Source organism: Paenibacillus sp. FSL L8-0641, assembly GCF_038006265.1.
Classification (GTDB): Bacteria; Bacillota; Bacilli; order Paenibacillales; family Paenibacillaceae; genus Paenibacillus; species Paenibacillus polymyxa_D.
The window spans coordinates 1,393,803-1,411,012 of record NZ_JBBOUW010000001.1 but is presented as its reverse complement, the minus strand read 5'-3'; the positions used below and the strand labels follow the sequence as shown (position 1 = coordinate 1,411,012).

Genomic DNA, 17,210 nt, shown 5'->3' with positions numbered 1-17,210 from the left:
TTGCAAAATCCTCATCTACGTTTTATACTAAGCTCCAATTTTTTTGACATGTTTGCCTCTTAAGCTGAATAGATAGTAACCAAGCACTATAGGAGCGATGTCCGGAAAGGAGCGATTATGAAAAAAGGAAGCCTAAATCGCCGGATGACCCTGCTTGTTATTCGGGATGCACAGCAACCGCCCAAGCAGCTACAATGCTCTACAGCCGCTGTCATTCTCGTCCCGACTCTTGTGATCGCGTCTATCTCTACGCTCGTGATCGGGCTGCAAATCCGTTCTTCCCATATTATTTCCCAAATGGAAACGAATCTTGCTGTCCAGAGTTTGCAGATGGAGGTCACGGTAGCGGACAAGGATGCAGCCATTGGGCGACTACGGCAGGAAGTCATGGAGCTGACAAATCAAGCCACCCATATTCGTGAACGCCTTCAGCGCGTAACAGAGCTGGAACAGCAAATTCAACAATTCATTCGTAAACACGGAAACTCATCTGCCACAAGTAACCATAAAAAGACCATGACTCCGCTCTCCTGGGATGCTTCCGGCCATATTGGGGGTGAGCTGATCGCAGTACATGAAAATACTGCCTTCCTAACTCGCCAGGCAATGGATGATTTTCAGGAGATCGAATCTCTGTTGGACACGGTGGAACGTACGGTTCCTCGCTCTATTCAGCAAGCAAATGCCGTCCAGCAAAATCTGGAGCGCAAACAAGCCGCACAGTTACTCCAGACTCGTAGGCTGGCTCTTGCCGAGCAAGGGAAGCCCTCCGTTTGGCCTGTAGGTTCACGGCGAATGACCTCCAGCTTTGGCTATCGCAGCGACCCTTTTACCGGCAGATCTGCCTTTCATTCAGGCGTGGACATTGCCGGACAAACCGGTGATCCTGTCTATGCAGCAGGAGCAGGCACCGTCTTGGAAGCTGCTTCTAGCGGCGCCCGCGGCAAGTGCATCATCATCCAGCATCCTGACGGACTCCAGAGCTGGTATATGCACCTGAGCGGCATGCAGGTGACCCCGGGGGATCGTGTCCACAAAGGACAGACCATCGGTCTGCTGGGGAGTACTGGGAGAAGCACAGGACCTCATCTTCATTTTCAGATCGTCAAGCATAACCAACCTGTCGATCCATTACTGTATGTACAATGAGGATTTTTCAAAATCTTTACAATAAAGGATTGGGGGAAAACCATCATGTTCAAGGAATCCAAAAAAAAGCTCTCCACCCCAGCTATGGATACACTGCTCGCTAATGGCACCAGCTTTGAAGGTACAGTTGAGGCAGAGGCCAATATTCGGATTGACGGTCATTTTCAGGGCGATATCCGCAGCACTCGTACTGTCGTCATTGGAGAATCTGCTGTTGTACGTTCGGACATCTTCGCACAAGACGTCATCCTTGCCGGTAAGGTGTTCGGCAGCATTACTACAGAAGGACGACTAACCATTACGCCGACAGGTGAGCTGTACGGAAATACCGCGACCGCTGCATTGGTCATCTCTGAAGGCGGTGTACTGGACGGCACAAGTCAAATGAACCGAACAAAGGATGTAGAGTTGTCAGCTTCTACGGATGAGCCAAACGACGAAACCCAATCTAGTTTCAGCAAAGACAGGGAGGACAGCCAAGCCACTCTGCAATCCGAAGCAGGGTAAAATCAGGATATACTCCTTTAAATCCAGTGCATTCTCCATTCATTCCATAATATCCTCCACTCTGCGTTCCAAAAATAATTGGTATACCTTGCGTATGACGATTTTTCCGCACATATACAATGGAATCACCAAAATGATGCCCAGAATCCCGAGCAGGTCACCACCAACTAACAGTAAAATAACGACAGTCAACGGATGAATATCCAGTTGCTTGCCAAAAACTATAGGTGAAAGCCAATTATCCTGAATTTGCTGTGCAGCAATCACCACGACCAGCGACCAGAGCGCCATCGAAGGTGATTCGAGAAATCCAATAATAACCACGGGTATAGAAGCAGCCACTGCCCCCACATAGGGAATAAAATTAAGAAAAATCGAAATAACGGCGAGCAGCAAGGCATAAGGCAAACCAATAATTAAAAATCCAAGGAACATCATCACACCCAACGCGACATTGATCAGCACCCGACTTACGATAAAGCTGCTGAGTGCACTATCGATATCTTCCATAACCTCCAATGCGTCCTTGTGATATTTTTTAGGAAAGAAGTTTAGCATTTTAGGGCCAAACTTGCTCCCTTCCTTCAGCATGTAATAGAGCAATATGGGAAAGGTAGCCAATACGATAAAAAAGTAGGACACGAACGATACCAGCTTTACCGAATAATCAGATAGCGTCGAAAAAGCTTCGTTCAACGTATCTGACAGTTGTGACAGCGGGTCTTCACCCGGAGGCAGCACTTGTCTCAAGGATTGATTATGCCGCCATTGGCTCAATTGATCAACCAGACTTTTAATGAGCTTCGGCGCATTTTCAAATAAATTGGTTACTTGATCACGCAGTGTAGGCCACACACCCCATGAGAAAACAAACAATAACACTCCAATGACCAAATAAATCAGCAAGATGGAGATCGATCGTTTGATTTTTCTCCGTTCCATTACATCTACAATCGGCCTCAATAAATAATAGAGGAAAAAAGATAGCATTAACGGTACCACCAGCAAGCTGACCAAAGATACGAGAGGACTAAATATAAAGCTTACTTTGGTGCCCAAGTAAATGATGAGTAATAGCATGACGATACCTGTAGTTACACGAAAAAAACGATTATTTTGCAGCATACCATGCGGCCCCCTCTGTTCTGTTTCTCTCTACCTCTTTAAACGCAAAATGGCCCTATTGATTGATTCTTGCTGAAAATAGATTACAATATACCTCTGCACGCAGAATATGTAACAAAAATGACATAGATACTGGATAAACAGTGTTAAAGAGGATTTTGAAAAATCCTGAAATAACAAAAGGACGTCCAAATGCTGAGCATTTGAACGTCCTTTGTGTAACTCTAAGACACTGCGATTTAGGTTGAAACATCCCGTTTTACGAAAACCACCCAGGCAATGGCGATAAAAATTACATAATAAGCGGCCAGCACGGTGAGCGAAAAGGTTAGACTGGAACTTACCGTACCCGGCGGCATATCTAGATATTTTTTCAGATCCATATGCGTAAATAGTACATATTTGGTCCATTCAAAACGATCTGTGCTGAACAAGCCAATAGAGTTATAGATTGTTTTGGTGAACATCATGAACAGCGACAGCCCAATCGCCAAGGCACTGGAACGGAAAACAGCGGACAGCATAAAAGCAAAGGCCATCGTCACGAACAAGGCAATATAGCTATACAAGAAGTTCAACGTTACGTAAGATATCGGATCACTGAACAGCGGAACAGAACCCGCTGGTGCATCCTTGGATAACATCAGCCATGAGGACAGCGTAACCATCAAGATCAAAATGATCGTTCCGAGCAAACTGAACAAAATCACGGATATATACTTGGACAACAATATTTTGCTGCGAGTCCAAGGTCGGATGAGCAGCAGCTTAATCGTTCCCCAAGTAAATTCACCAGCCACCGAATCAGCAGCTACAATGACCGTAAACGTCGTATTGAGGAAAAACGTAAACAACGTCGTCAACGCAATCCCATCCCACACACTGACCTGATCGGAAACCAGGGAGATCAGCATCGGAATCGCAGCAGTGATGACCGCCAGCAATCCCAGCATAATCCATGTGCGCACACGCAGGTAAATTTTCAGATTTTCGTTATGTACCAGTTTGAAGAAATCACCCAATAAACCCGCCTCCCGTCACTTCCAAAAATTGATCTTCCAGCGTACGGGCAACCGGGCGAATCGCATATACTTTAATTCCGTTTGCAGCCAGCAGGCTGTTCATCTCTGCGATCTGTTCCCGCTCCAGGTGAAGCAGCAGTTGATTACCTTCAACGCGTCCTGCTCCAGCAAGCGCATAGGCTTGTTCGGCATCATTTACCTCAAAAGCAATTTCCGCCGTCTGCACTTCCTCCCCTGTATTCTTCAGTTGCTTGATATCAACCAGCCGTCCGCTCTGAATAATGGCTACACGGTCGCACATCAGCTCCATCTCGGACAACAAATGACTTGATACGAATACGGTAATTCCCTCCGTACGGGTCAATTGACGCAAATAATCCCGCAGTTCACGAATACCCTGCGGGTCCAAACCATTGGTCGGCTCGTCCAGCACAAGCAGCTTCGGTCGATGCAAAATCGCCTGAGCTACCCCAAGTCGCTGCCGCATCCCGAGCGAATAGGTTTTTACTTTATCGTGAATCCGGTTTCCGAGTCCCACCAAACGAATCGCTTCATCCACGCGTTCTTGGGTCACCCCAGGAGACATCCGCGCAAAATGCTGCAAATTTTGATAGCCTGTCAAAAACTTGTACATCTCCGGGTTCTCAACAATCGCGCCGACATGGGAAACGGCCTTTTCAAAATCGGTGTTAATGCTGTCTCCACAAATATGAATATCGCCCTTGCTGATCGAAATCAGGCCAACCATCATACGGATGGTTGTCGTTTTTCCCGCACCATTGGGTCCAAGGAAACCAAATACCTGCCCCGCCGGAACCTCCAGCGTCAGATCATCCACGATCGCTTTTGAGGAAATGATTTTACTCACACCCTCCATACGTATGACGGGAACCTGTCCTGTCGCTTGCTGCATGCTATGAAACTCCTTCCATCCGGAGTGAAGCTGTTATCCATTTACTGTACATTTCCGGTTTTGGAAGTATTGTACCATATTTAACCTTTTAGAAACACCTCGCAACCTCTATTCCTTGTCCTTGTATATCCAAAGCACCCGCCATTTCTCATCTTCCTGCGCCACATAACAAGGCTGTACGATATCAAAATTACCGAATCGGGTCTTGTAATGCTGAGTGACCGTAATACGGTAAACTTTCCCTAACTCTTCTCCATTCTGATCCGTACGAATGTCATATTCAGTCTGCGGCTCCCCCAGTTCAAACGTGAACGTATCCGTCCCCATATCCTGCATAAAAACGTGCGCACGCTGCTGTACATACGTAGATTTCTCGAATTTCTTTTTTATTTGCGAATGAAAGAGCTCCCATGAACCTCCGAAATTTCCCGATTGCTCCATCGTGTAGAACTCGTTTAGTGCTTCTACCGCTTGATCGCCCTCGCCTGTAGACATCACCCCACGCAGACCCAGCCACAGCAGCCATAACAATCCACCTATGATGGCAAAATATAATAGCTTACGAACGAACGCCGAAGCCGCTCTTCTTCTAAACAGCACACACTGCCCCTCCCTCTGTTGGACTATACCGAATTCTCTACAGATGTATGTGGGACAAGCCTTTTTTAGAAGACTTTAGAAGAAAATAACGGGTGACCTCCCAACAGGGCACCCGCCTACATAAGGCTTACCTAAGGCGATATGGTAGTGGTAAGCATATGCTTCTCCAGCACTCCATGGATACGCTGGCGTTCCTGTTCATCCACCATGTAATAATACACCCCGTTGATTTTACGCCCATGTCCCTTCAGTTCAACGGTATCCGTCTGCTTGAGGGACGGACCGATCCGGGTCAGGAAGGTGGTCATATCGTCAAAGGTAATGTCTGTGCGAATCTGCTCCCCCGCTGCCTCCAGTATCGGTTTTACCCTCAACAGCCCTTCCTTGCTGATGGACTGGGCAAGAATTTGCTTGAGTAGCTCCCGCTGGCGAGCATTTCTTCCGAGATCCCCACGTGGATCATCGAAACGCATACGGGCGTAGGCCAACGCCTCAGCCCCGCTCAAGTTCAAATTACCCTGTGCAAAATGATGACCCTCATATTGAAAATCAAGTGGATTATGAACCTCGACTCCCCCCACAAGGTCCACCATTTTCGCAAACCCTTCCATGTTCATCTGTACATAGTAATCTATCGGATAGTTCAAAAAATGTTCTACCGTACGGATCGACATATCCACGCCCCCAAAAGCAAAAGCGTGATTGATTTTGTCCTCACGCCCCCTACCCATCAACTCTGTTCGCGTATCGCGCGGAATGTTGAACATCAACATAGAGCCTTCGGCAGGGTTAACAGACAAGACGATCATCGTATCCGATCGTCCTGGATCGTGAGACCGCCGATCTACGCCCAGCACCAGCACGGTGAACGGCTTGAACTGGGAGATGGCTGCCGGATTGGGTGTAATTGATCCAGAGTCTGTATCTACGGATCGCCCTGCTCCGCCCGTTGCAAGGGTAGAAACCGCCCCAGGCTGCACGATGCTGCGCGGATGATACATCGCATTCGCCGCTGTTTTAAAAGAATGATACACATAAGCGGTGTAGGCAGTAGCCCCTATGACCAATAACGCCGCAGCCCCCAATGTTATCTTCAGCCACCGTTTCATATGCAGCCTCCCCTTTACGGATTTACTACAGACTGATGACGATCTACATCCAGATTGTTCATCTGTGGCCTACCGACAGAATAGTATGCAAAGACGGATTGTCTGATTTGCTCCTCGCTATACACATTGCGTCCATCGATCATAATAGGATACTTCATAAGCTCATTCAGCTCACCCAGCCCGATTTCACCAAACTCCTCCCATTCCGTCAATAGACACAGTGCGTCGCATCCCTCTGCTGCTTCCCGTGCGCTATCTGCCCACGTTACTTCCGAGCTGTCCAGCAGTCTGCGGAAGTTAGCGGTAGCGATCGGGTCATATGCACGGATTTGCGCCCCTGCCTCCAGCAGCGACTGCATAATATCCAGCGCCGGGGCATCTCTTACGTCATCTGTATTCGGTTTAAAGGCCAGTCCCCATATACCAATCGTTGCTCCTTCCAGATCACCCAGCGCCTCTTTCAGCTTACGAATCACGTTAAAGCGTTGACCCTGATTCACTTCCACCACAGATTTCAGCAGCTTGAATTCATAGTCCACGTTGCCTGCAATTTGGATTAGAGCTTGTGTATCCTTTGGGAAACAGGAACCCCCATAGCCGATACCTGCAGACAAAAAGGAGGAGCCGATCCGCTGATCCAGCCCCATACCGTGTGCCACACGTGTAACGTCTGCGCCCACCTTTTCGCAAATATTTGCAATCTCATTAATAAACGAAATTTTGGTCGCCAAAAAAGCATTCGACGCATACTTGATCATCTCCGCCGAACGGATATCTGTGGTTACGATATTTGTCGTCAACGGCTCGTGCAGTGTAGTCAACACAGCGGACACATGTGGATCGGAAGCTCCGATGATGATTCGATCTGGCTGTAGGGTGTCTATGACTGCTGAACCTTCGCGCAAAAATTCAGGAACCGAAGCCACACCAAAAGAATAGTTTGTGCGGCTCGCAATCCAATTTTGAATGCGTTCGTTCGTGCCGACCGGTACCGTGCTTTTGGTGACAATGACTTTGTAGCCATTCATGGCGTCTGCCACCTCGCAGGCGGCTTCTTCAATATAGGACAGGTTCGCTTCTCCGCCCGGCAGCGAAGGCGTGCCGACCGCCAAAATAACAATTTCAGCCGCCTCCACCGAAGCTGCCGTATCTGTTGTAAAGCTTAGTCGGCCTTGTTCTACATTATCTTTAATTAGTGCCTTTAATCCCGGTTCATAAATCGGCACCCCACCTGCACGCAACTGAAGAATTTTGTCCTCATTCTGATCTACACAGACGACGGTATTTCCGAGTGCGGCAAAACAGACCCCCGACACCAGCCCCACATACCCTGCACCTATTACACATAGCTTCAAAGCAACTCCCCCTTTTACATGCTGTCTCATTGCATCCTGCTATTACCGACTTCACTTCTCTATATCTCTTCCTGCAAGCCGATTTTGATAAAGCGTAAGCCGTTTGTTTTGCCGATAAGATTTTAGAAAACGGTATACATATATCGGATTGTTGTAGGCATACCTCTTCCATAATCGCTTCGGTTCGCAGATCAGACGATACAGCCACTCCAGCCCCAGCTTTTGTACCGCTAGCGGCGGTCTGCGAACCTTTCCAGTGATATAGTCAAAGGCCGCCCCTACTCCAATCATCACGCCACGGATGCGGTCTTTGTTTCGATGCATCCATATTTCCTGCTTCGGGCAGCCTAAGCTGACGAATATGATATGCGCGCCGGACGCATTGATTTCATCAATGATCCGCTCCTCCTCATCTGGGTGAAGCTCACGAAATGGCGGTGAAAAGCTGCCCGCGATGCAGATTCCAGGGTAATCTTGTTCTACTCTCTCTTTTAAGCTATCCAGCGTATCCGGCGTACTGCCGTAAAAATATATACTCACCTTCGTCTGTGGCGCACGTTCGCACAACTTGAGCATCAGGCTGGGACCATCTACCCGATCCTGACGCTCAAATCCGTATAGCTTAAGCGCCCATACCAACGGCATACCATCCGGAGTACACAAATCGGCTTGAGTGAGCGCTTTGTGGAACTCAGCATGATTCCCGGCTGTGACAATGGAATGCGTGTTGCAAATACATACATAGCCGTCCTTTCGTTCGGCTGCCCATTGTTCCAGCGTGTGTACCGTCTCCTGAAACGTAAGTGCTGCAATATCTGCATCCGCAATCCTTCCAACTCTATATTGGGGCAGCTGCTTCATAATCACGCTCCTCCATCGCCTCGCTATATATCGCCATCAGCTGCTTCGCATTCACTTCTTCGGTATAGCGTGCAGCATAGTTTTTCGACACCTTCCGTCTCATAGCTGCATAGTTTTCATAGGCTACTGCGCGGTGAATCACGGTCTTTATATTTTCCAAATCATCATGTTGAAAATGGAAACCCGTCACCCCGTCCTCCACGACTTCCTCCAGTGCGCCGAGCCGGCTGCATAATACCGGAGTTCCAACAGAAAAAGACTCTACAATGGTCATAGGAAATCCTTCATACCAAATGGAAGGAACCATGACATACATGGCCCGGCTCATGCAATCCAGTACCGTGTCTCCATCCTGCTTACCGAGAAACCGAACATCTTCCTGCGGATAAGCAGCGGCCAATTCAGCCTTTTCCGGACCATCTCCAATGATGACCAGTCTCAATCCCCCCCGATCTTCCAACTGTGACCAAGCTTGCAGCAGATTGCGAACCCCTTTCTCAGCTGAAATCCGCCCCACAAACAACAAATAACGATCATTCGAGTCATACTGGGTTTTCATGGTTTTATGATGGATAAAATTCGGCTTTACCGCGATACGATCAAGTGGAATACCGCTTTCGGCAAATTTGTCCCGTGCAAACTCCGTCAGCGCAATATAGCGACTTACCTTGTGCCGCCATGTACCGATCAGATCGTTGAACTTAATCATCGCTGCTACTGGAATCGTCTGAAGCTGCGAACCTCGATAGCATCCATGACGGATGGAGTGCAGCAACGTGCCGTGCAGGCATTTTTCACAAACCTTATTCCCTCGCATAAAGGTTGCCGCCGGACAAATCAGCCTGTAATTATGCAGTGTCTGGACAACCGGAATCCCCAGTCGTTCACAAGCATGATAGACCGAAGGGGATATAACCGGAAAAAAATTATGCACATGCACGACATCCGGCTTCACCTGTAAAAGCAGCTTCTTGATTCTTTTGAATTCCGGCAGGGACCAGGCCGCCTCTACTGCCAGCTTTGCCATGTTCGCCAGCCCTCTGCTTTGAATGCTGTCGTTATGCACATAGTAATGTTCTATCTCTATTCCTCTGGAACGCAGCATAGCCGATTCTTGCTCAACAACCTTGTCTTCTCCCCCGCTTTGCTGATAAAAGTTATGGATGATCAGCACCTTGCTTACAGGAGGGTTCATCTGTCTGCTGACCTGTTGGCTCACGTGGCTGCCCCTCTTTCCTGCGTTGATTGCATAACGTGGTTAGAATTCTTGGGCTTGACCCCTTGATGGCTTACTATTTCATCTGCGATGCGATCCCACGACATACGCTCGACCGTAAGAAAGGCCTTCTCCGCCATACTTCGTCTCAGCTCACCATTATCCAGCAAAGCGCCTATTCGACCAGACCATTCCTCTTCTGAAAAGCTTCTCAGCATCACTCCGCTCACTCCGTCCTCAATCAAGGTAACCGAGCCCCCGTTTACCGAAGAGATAATCGGCACGCGAAACAGCATACTTTCCAGCAGTACCATACCAAAAATATCGTATTGGGTCGGAAACAGCATCACATCCGCCGCTCCGTAAACCTGCCACAGATGACGTTGCTCCACTCTTGTAAAATGTATAATACTGTCCGTTATTCCCAATTCATGAGCATATGTCCAGTAGCGGTCTGTGTCCGTCTTCCGTCCATTCCCGACCATTAACAAAAGGCAGCTAGGATGCTTTTGGAGCACCCTTTTGAACGTACTCAGCATAAAACGTATATTTCTCCGTTCCTCCAGTACACCAACATACAGTAGTACCGGACGATCACCGATTCGACGCAGCTCATTCGCGACCTCACGGTTTTCCTCACGTTCTCCGCTTATGTCTTCACTGTTGTTGCTGATGTCACTGTTGAATGCTCTCTCTACTTTACTGCGATCTAGTCCGACTCCAATCGTAACCACGTTGTCAAAACCTTTATTCTCCAGATAGCGCTTGGCGAGATCGGATTTGACATAGGTACGGCGTAGAGATTTTGTTACCTTCGGCAGCAGCATAATATCGTACAGTTTGCGGATCAGCGCGTGCGTGTTATCCCGGTATGGGCCGTGATACAACGACAGCTTATCGGGACATTTACGGGAAAGCAGATAGGTCATGATCTGGTTGTATTCTGTAGTAATGACCAGACCATAAGCATCCAGAAAAGAATCTTTGAGAACATCTCTGTAGATGCTGTTGCTTAAGAACTTAAACCCGTGGAGCCAGATAATACGCAAGGTGCATCCTTCGTGACGGTAGACTTGTTCCAGATGGGTTTCCTTACGATCGTTGTAGTAAACAATGTCGCAATCGTAGCCTTTTCGAACGAGTGCTTTGCCCAAGCCGACTTCCTGTAAATTGTATGAGTCCCCGTTCACTTTGCTGGCAAAATTGCGGAGATACAATATTTTTTGAATCATCATCAGGGCTCCTGCCATTTCATATTGAGTGAGTTATGGAGCACGGAGGGTTCAGAGAACGCTGCGCGTTCCATTTGATCTTCCGATCGCTGTTGCAGTGGGATTCCTGGATATATAAAACATTCCGAGGTAGGAATCCCACTGCAAAGGCGAACGCTAGCGCTTCTTCAGATTCAAATGGACCGCTCCGCTGCTGACCACCGTGTCCATAAAGTCACCCCATTTAAAAAAAGGGAATGCTGGGTATGAAGTGCCCTCGCTGCGTGGATACGCGAGCAAATACATGCAGGGCGCTGACCTCGTCGAACAGCTTGTGAGCTTGGTACGGTTATGGCAAGCTCACAAAACAACATGGAACTACTACCGCTAGCTGACCAAGATGCCTTAACTATGGCTAGACTGTCGCCTGTCCAGATTGTTATCCACCGGACCCTGTCACCCTGACAGAGAACTGTACAGAGCATTAATTACGCCGGGATGCATGCCCGGCATAGAAGTTCTAGGCGATAGGGCGAAGCTATCACCAGGCGGCTTTTACCTTCCCCACCCAATAGGCTGGGGGAAATTCTTTTTGGCGGCGGTGGGTAGCGGAGGGTAAGGATTTGAATCTGGAGAAGCGGCAGCGTTCGCCTTTGACGAGGGATTCCGCCCTTTTACAGGGCCTATTCAATCTAGGGAATCCCTCGTCAACAGCGATCGGAAGATCAAATCCGTCCCGCAGCGGACTTCCATCCACAAAAGTCGCTCCAGGATCAAATCCGTCCCGAAGCGGCCTCCCCCCTCCAACTTGAATGTTCCCGTTGCCTCTCCTCCGTCATCTGCATATTAAAATGATCTGCCCCTTTGAGCTGGGCAGCTGCCATATCTGCCACTAGAGTTACACTCGATTCCATCGGCACAAAGCGGTATTTGTAAGCTGTAAGCCGATGATCGGTTTCGTGAAATAAAATATCCTGAGCGTAATTCCCCCATCGGTCCTTGGGCATCAAATCAATGGTCATACCGGCATGCGCAGAGGGCAGCAGCATATTAGAGCCGTGGATGCCGATCACTAATCGGCTGGCTGCATATACCTTGCAGACCCGCAGCTCACTTTCCCGGTCGAAGCGTGTGACACGCTCATCAGAAATCCATGCCGGGAAACTCCCGGTACGCCCAAGTCCAGCGACTGTAAAGCGATGATCCGGGAAGCTTTCTCTCAGCCTGCGGAACAGCCGTATGATTTTACTGCGCTGATGATAAATTAGCGGTTTTAGCCCACGTTTGAGCTGCGGAAATTTCTGTACCGCTCTTGCGATATGATGGCTGCCGCTCCACAAGCGGTCTTCCCTCCATACGAAGGTAATGCGCGGCTCCGGCTCACGATCCTCGTTATAACGGGAGACACCTGTAAACTGCTCAATATCAAACTGATTGGGATGTGAATACGCCGGGCTGACATACACCTCATCAAAACGCATCAGTTCCTCAATCATCCGATGATGTAGTACAGGATAAAAGTTTCGTGCCCTGCTGAACGGCACATCAACCGTCCAAATTTCAGACACATATGCTGGCACCATCCACTCCAGCGACTTTTGCACAATGACGATGATGCCCAGGTCCGGCGATTGCTCGTATTCGCGTTGCACATTGAGCAGCTTGAGCAAAGCATGACCATACAAATAATCCATTGTGTTGACGATGATTACACGTGTAGAAGCTTTCATTTTATGCACGGTCATGCCGACTGCTAAGTCATAGGAAGGATTCATCAACGATTGTCGCAAAGGTTCTCCGAGCCATTTTCTCGACTTCGCATCACCGGTCAGAATATAGTCAGGCATTTCTACACGATAAGGTGAATACGTAGCATGGCCGACCCTCATGTCCTCAAGATATTCGCGTCCGCACCCCTCACACATAGTGCTGACACATACATGGATTCCCTGCCACAGCACCTCTCCACCACGTACCTTACCTCCACAATGCGGGCACTGTTCCTCATGCCGAACAAACGGTTTAATGGGTATCATGATTGTTCTCTCCAACTTTCGGTACTGTAATATGAACACGCCAGAAGGTCAGGATGGACTTCATCATCCAACCCAAATTAGATTTAACTTCCTTAAACAACAAATCTAATAGAAATACAGATATCGTAAAGGACAAAATCGTCGCCACTAACGACCCTCGGACACCAAGCAACGGGATTAGCGCGTAATTGAAAGCGATATTCGTGACCGCCCCCACCACCGAGGTCAGCAGCGTGTATCTGAACAAATTTTCATTGGTAATAAACAAGCTTTTAGCAACACTGAAGTTGGTGAAAAACAGACGAATCGCGAATAGAGACAACAGCGAACCTGCTTCGGTAAATTCTCTCCCATACAGCACAACCACTACCCATTGGGATAGAAAAAATAAAGGTACCGAGGTCACAAGAAAGCATATAAACATCAGCCGATACACCTTGGACAATGTCTGTCTGTATTCGTCGCTTCCTTTCTGCTTGGAACGTGTCACCACCGGAGCATAAGCCGTTGTCAGAACGACCGGAATGAAGCCCAACACTTCGATGAGTCGGAGTGCAACGGAGTATTGCCCAACCGCAGCGTTTCCCAGCAGTTCACCGATAATGACTTGATCAATCCGTGCCTGTACATATACAGCGGAGGATGACAATATGAGCGGCCAGCTGTGATTCATGATTCGCCGAGCTGTGGCTAAACGGAACGTCCATTGGTTCACGCGTCGTCCTTCCTTACGGAAGAAATACAGCAGCAGTAGGCTTCCCAACAGAAACTCTCCATGAGCACACAACGCCACCATCCATATCGGAACACCCGATAACAACAAAATGATTTTGACAGTGGAGCCGAGAACAAAAGCGGTATTCTTGGCAACGACCGTGTATTTGGACAGCATCTGCGCACGAAACCAGTAGTCGATGATATCAAACAATTGAAATACCGAGGCCGTAGCCAAGATCAGATTGATCAACCGCACCGAACTGTCTTCCGGTCTGAGTAGTGAAATGAAGGAATAGGACAGTACAATGGCTATCAGAGTACCTAACAATTTCAACAGAACCGCCGTACCCAATAGCTCATGCTCATCCTTGGGGTCTTTGACAAGATCGCGTACTAATATAGAATCAAAGCCAAGGGTCGTAAAAATCAGAAACATCCCGAAAAAGGATTCCGCATAATTCCACTTTCCCAGTTCCTCTGGTCCCAACACTCTCGCCATGATGATGCTGACTGCCAGGCCGAACACCATGCGAATCATTTTGTCACCGAACAGCCAGGATGTATTCACCAGCAAACTTCTGCGCGGTTTGGCGCGTTTTTCGACTAATGTCATAGGTTTTACTCCATCTTGAAAAAATGACCTTGCGTACAGCGAAGAGACCCCCCGCCCAGGCGGATGGCCTCTCCATCTCTTACACGACGACAGAAGCTTCAACTGCAGCCTGCCTTTTTACCCGCTCCAAGTCTGTATCCACCATCATACGAATGAGCTGCTCGAAGCCTACTTCCAATCGCCAGCCCAGCTTTTCTTTCGCCTTGGCACAATCGCCGAGTAATAGATCTACCTCTGCCGGACGGACAAATTGAGGATCGATCACGACGTAATCCTCATAATTTAAACCTACATGGGAAAAGGCAATTTGCAGCAGTTCACGCACAGAATGCATTTCTCCCGTGGAAATGACGTAATCATCCGGTTGATCCTGCTGAAGCATCAGCCACATCGCCTTTACATAATCCCCTGCAAAACCCCAGTCTCGCAGTGAATCCAAATTTCCCATGCGCAGCTCTTGCTGCAACCCCAGCTTGATACGAGCTACCGCATCCGACACTTTACGGGTTACAAATTCCAATCCTCGACGTGGGGATTCGTGATTGAACAGAATGCCAGAGCAAGCAAACATATCAAAGCTTTCACGATAGTTCACTGTAATCCAATGGCCGTACACTTTGGCAACACCGTAGGGACTACGTGGGTAGAACGGGGTCGTTTCTGTCTGCGGTGTCTCCAGCACCTTACCAAACATCTCGCTGCTTGACGCCTGGTAAAAGCGCGCTTCCGGTTTGGCAATTCGAACCGCCTCCAGCATATTGGTGACAGATAATGCTGTAATCTGCCCTGTAGCCAACGGCTGCGGCCATGAGGCCGCTACGAAGGATTGAGCAGCCAAGTTGTAGACCTCATCCGGGTCGGACTGCCGGACGGCTTCAATCAATGAAGCCAGATCGGTCATATCACCGGAAAGCCAGTGGATGTCATTCTGGATATGCGCTACATTTTCAAAGTTCGGTGTGCTGGTTCGTCTGCGCATCCCGTACACCTCATAATCTTTGGATAGCAGCAATTCAGCCAGATAGGACCCGTCTTGCCCGGTAATTCCTGTGATCAGCGCTTTTTTCATTCCAATTCCCCCACCGTTTTTTTATTGTTCAACCAGATCCAGACCTTGAAATGCCTGATACACAGACTTTAATCCCTCTTCTAGTGAAATACGCGCCGACCAGCCCAGCCCGGAAATTCGGGATACATCTACCAACTTACGCGGCGTTCCATCAGGAGCGGAGGTGTTAAAGGTAATTTCTCCCTCATAGCCGACTACATTCTTCACTTGCTCAGCCAGCTCACGAATGGAGATATCCTCACCTACGCCGATATTTACAATTTCATTTCCCTCATAATTGTTCATTAGGAATAGACAGGCCTCAGCCAAATCATCAGAATGAAGAAATTCTCGCCGCGGCGTACCAGAACCCCATACTTCTACAGTCGGAGATTGATTCAGCTTGGCTTCATGAAACTTGCGGATGAGCGCAGGCAACACATGAGAAGTCTGGAGATCAAAATTGTCGCCCGGACCGTATAAATTCGTCGGCATCACAGAAATAAACCGGGTTCCATACTGACGGTTGTAAGACTGACACATTTTAATCCCGGCAATTTTAGCAATCGCATAGGCCTCATTAGTAGGCTCCAGTTCACCCGTGAGCAGATATTCTTCCCGTAACGGCTGCGGAGCAAATTTAGGATAGATACAGGTAGAACCTAGGAATAATAGCTTACTTACATTTGCCCGGTATGCCGCATCAATCACATTTGTTTGTATAAGCAGATTGTCACGGATAAAATCAGCCGGATATTCGTTATTCGCCAAAATCCCACCAACCTTGGCCGCTGCCAAAAATACATAATCCACAGACTCTGTTTCAAAAAAATGATCTACTGCCTCTTTATTACGTAGATCCAGCTCACGGCTTGTGCGAGTAATAATATGACGGTAACCCGCTTCCTGAAGCGATCGGACAATAGCGGAACCCACCAGTCCGTGATGCCCTGCTACATATATGTTGGAATGAAGATCCATACTTATCCCCTACCTTCTTCGTGAAAATGAAAGACTTTAATACGCATCCTTGGAGCCTAGCAGCACACGAAATGTTTTCAGCATAATAATCATATCTGTGCGGAAACTGCGTCTGGATATGTACTCCAAATCCAGTTCTACCATCTGGTTAAAGCTTAGATGATTACGACCGCTGATCTGCCATAGACCGGTGCAGCCTGGTGTAACCGTCAGACGCAGCTTATCCCTCACTGTGTAATCATGGACCTCTCTTGGCAACGGGGGTCTGGGTCCTACCAGACTCATCTGCCCACGCAGTACATTGAACAGTTGTGGCAACTCGTCGATGCTCGTTCTGCGAAGAAAGCGACCCACACGGGTAATTCGGGGATCGTCCCGCATTTTGAACATCGCACCCTCAATTTCATTTTCCACCAGCAGTGCAGATAATCTGGCTTCGGCATCAGACACCATGGAACGAAATTTGATCATGCGAAACGGCCGCTCATTTTTTCCAATACGTACTTGATAAAATATTGCACTTCCTTTGGGGTCCTCCAGCTTAATCAGCAAAATGACAAGCAGAAATACCGGGCATAGCACGATGATTCCAATGAAAGACAATATAATGTCCATGCTTCGCTTCACGAACGGGTATACGTTCCATCCTTGCCGCCGTTCAAGCCCATGAGCGACCGAATAAACATCCACTGACGCACCCCGCACTTCGACCTCATTCGAGCGGGAAGAAGACACGTCTCATCACCT

The 17,210-nt window shown here is 48.3% G+C and carries 16 protein-coding genes; 2 read left to right on the top strand and 14 right to left on the bottom strand.

The window, feature by feature from the left end; translation table 11 throughout:
* The first annotated feature begins 117 nt into the window (after window positions 1-117).
* Both MKY16_RS06325 and MKY16_RS06320 read left to right on the top strand, forming a co-directional pair.
* Window positions 118-1,149 (top strand): M23 family metallopeptidase, encoded by a 1,032-nt coding sequence (locus MKY16_RS06325; RefSeq protein WP_340954635.1) that lies wholly within the window; start codon window positions 118-120, stop codon window positions 1,147-1,149.
* Between the two features lie 45 nt (window positions 1,150-1,194).
* On the top strand, window positions 1,195-1,656 hold the full coding sequence (locus MKY16_RS06320; protein WP_029516221.1) for a bactofilin family protein: 462 nt from the start codon (window positions 1,195-1,197) through the stop codon (window positions 1,654-1,656).
* Between the two features lie 39 nt (window positions 1,657-1,695).
* Here MKY16_RS06320 and MKY16_RS06315 read toward each other — a convergent pair whose 3' ends face one another.
* The 14 genes from MKY16_RS06315 to MKY16_RS06250 form a co-directional block, all read right to left on the bottom strand.
* Window positions 1,696-2,781: an AI-2E family transporter gene (locus MKY16_RS06315; RefSeq protein ID WP_029516220.1), complete on the bottom strand. Its 1,086-nt coding sequence runs from the start codon at window positions 2,779-2,781 to the stop codon at window positions 1,696-1,698.
* Window positions 2,782-3,020: 239 nt separating this feature from the next.
* On the bottom strand, window positions 3,021-3,803 hold the full coding sequence (locus MKY16_RS06310; protein ID WP_029516219.1) for an ABC transporter permease: 783 nt from the start codon (window positions 3,801-3,803) through the stop codon (window positions 3,021-3,023).
* Window positions 3,796-4,716 carry an ABC transporter ATP-binding protein gene (locus MKY16_RS06305; RefSeq protein WP_029516218.1) on the bottom strand — a complete coding sequence of 307 codons (921 nt, stop codon included), beginning with the start codon at window positions 4,714-4,716 and terminating at the stop codon, window positions 3,796-3,798. The genes MKY16_RS06310 and MKY16_RS06305 overlap by 8 nt, the downstream gene beginning before the upstream one ends.
* A 108-nt stretch (window positions 4,717-4,824) precedes the next feature.
* Window positions 4,825-5,316 carry a hypothetical protein gene (locus tag MKY16_RS06300; protein WP_165144675.1) on the bottom strand — a complete coding sequence of 164 codons (492 nt, stop codon included), beginning with the start codon at window positions 5,314-5,316 and terminating at the stop codon, window positions 4,825-4,827.
* Window positions 5,317-5,447: 131 nt separating this feature from the next.
* Complete coding sequence (locus MKY16_RS06295; RefSeq protein ID WP_340954633.1) at window positions 5,448-6,425, bottom strand: LCP family glycopolymer transferase; 978 nt, start codon at window positions 6,423-6,425, stop codon at window positions 5,448-5,450.
* 14 nt (window positions 6,426-6,439) lie between these two features.
* Window positions 6,440-7,780, bottom strand: coding sequence for a UDP-glucose dehydrogenase family protein (locus MKY16_RS06290; RefSeq protein WP_165144669.1), 1,341 nt, complete (start codon window positions 7,778-7,780; stop codon window positions 6,440-6,442).
* Between the two features lie 51 nt (window positions 7,781-7,831).
* A complete protein-coding gene (locus MKY16_RS06285) occupies window positions 7,832-8,641 on the bottom strand; it encodes a WecB/TagA/CpsF family glycosyltransferase (protein WP_069011098.1) in 810 nt (269 codons plus the stop codon).
* Window positions 8,619-9,860: a glycosyltransferase family 4 protein gene (locus tag MKY16_RS06280; RefSeq protein WP_340954631.1), complete on the bottom strand. Its 1,242-nt coding sequence runs from the start codon at window positions 9,858-9,860 to the stop codon at window positions 8,619-8,621. Before MKY16_RS06280 ends, MKY16_RS06285 begins: the two co-directional genes overlap by 23 nt.
* A complete protein-coding gene (locus tag MKY16_RS06275; RefSeq protein WP_340954630.1) occupies window positions 9,857-11,089 on the bottom strand; it encodes a glycosyltransferase family 4 protein in 1,233 nt (410 codons plus the stop codon). Before MKY16_RS06275 ends, MKY16_RS06280 begins: the two co-directional genes overlap by 4 nt.
* 752 nt (window positions 11,090-11,841) lie before the next feature.
* Entirely contained in the window at window positions 11,842-13,104 is a 1,263-nt protein-coding gene (locus MKY16_RS06270) for a hypothetical protein (RefSeq protein WP_209949660.1), read from the bottom strand.
* Entirely contained in the window at window positions 13,091-14,434 is a 1,344-nt protein-coding gene (locus MKY16_RS06265) for a flippase (protein ID WP_039269547.1), read from the bottom strand. The genes MKY16_RS06270 and MKY16_RS06265 overlap by 14 nt, the downstream gene beginning before the upstream one ends.
* A gap of 79 nt (window positions 14,435-14,513) precedes the next feature.
* Complete coding sequence (gene gmd, locus MKY16_RS06260; RefSeq protein WP_029516209.1) at window positions 14,514-15,503, bottom strand: GDP-mannose 4,6-dehydratase; 990 nt, start codon at window positions 15,501-15,503, stop codon at window positions 14,514-14,516.
* Window positions 15,504-15,524: 21 nt separating this feature from the next.
* Window positions 15,525-16,463, bottom strand: coding sequence for a GDP-L-fucose synthase (gene fcl, locus MKY16_RS06255; RefSeq protein ID WP_340954627.1), 939 nt, complete (start codon window positions 16,461-16,463; stop codon window positions 15,525-15,527).
* Window positions 16,464-16,499: 36 nt separating this feature from the next.
* Window positions 16,500-17,198: a sugar transferase gene (locus MKY16_RS06250; RefSeq protein WP_029516207.1), complete on the bottom strand. Its 699-nt coding sequence runs from the start codon at window positions 17,196-17,198 to the stop codon at window positions 16,500-16,502.
* Window positions 17,199-17,210: the final 12 nt, after the last annotated feature.

Coding starts and splice junctions, on each gene's coding strand:
- MKY16_RS06285 (WP_069011098.1), bottom strand. CDS start 8,641: ATGAAGCAGCTGCCCCAATATAGAGTTGGAAGGATTGCGGATGCAGAT.
- MKY16_RS06305 (WP_029516218.1), bottom strand. CDS start 4,716: ATGCAGCAAGCGACAGGACAGGTTCCCGTCATACGTATGGAGGGTGTG.
- MKY16_RS06295 (WP_340954633.1), bottom strand. CDS start 6,425: ATGAAACGGTGGCTGAAGATAACATTGGGGGCTGCGGCGTTATTGGTC.
- fcl (WP_340954627.1), bottom strand. CDS start 16,463: ATGGATCTTCATTCCAACATATATGTAGCAGGGCATCACGGACTGGTG.
- MKY16_RS06315 (WP_029516220.1), bottom strand. CDS start 2,781: ATGCTGCAAAATAATCGTTTTTTTCGTGTAACTACAGGTATCGTCATG.
- MKY16_RS06265 (WP_039269547.1), bottom strand. CDS start 14,434: ATGACATTAGTCGAAAAACGCGCCAAACCGCGCAGAAGTTTGCTGGTG.
- gmd (WP_029516209.1), bottom strand. CDS start 15,503: ATGAAAAAAGCGCTGATCACAGGAATTACCGGGCAAGACGGGTCCTAT.
- MKY16_RS06275 (WP_340954630.1), bottom strand. CDS start 11,089: ATGATTCAAAAAATATTGTATCTCCGCAATTTTGCCAGCAAAGTGAAC.
- MKY16_RS06320 (WP_029516221.1), top strand. CDS start 1,195: ATGTTCAAGGAATCCAAAAAAAAGCTCTCCACCCCAGCTATGGATACA.
- MKY16_RS06270 (WP_209949660.1), bottom strand. CDS start 13,104: ATGATACCCATTAAACCGTTTGTTCGGCATGAGGAACAGTGCCCGCAT.
- MKY16_RS06325 (WP_340954635.1), top strand. CDS start 118: ATGAAAAAAGGAAGCCTAAATCGCCGGATGACCCTGCTTGTTATTCGG.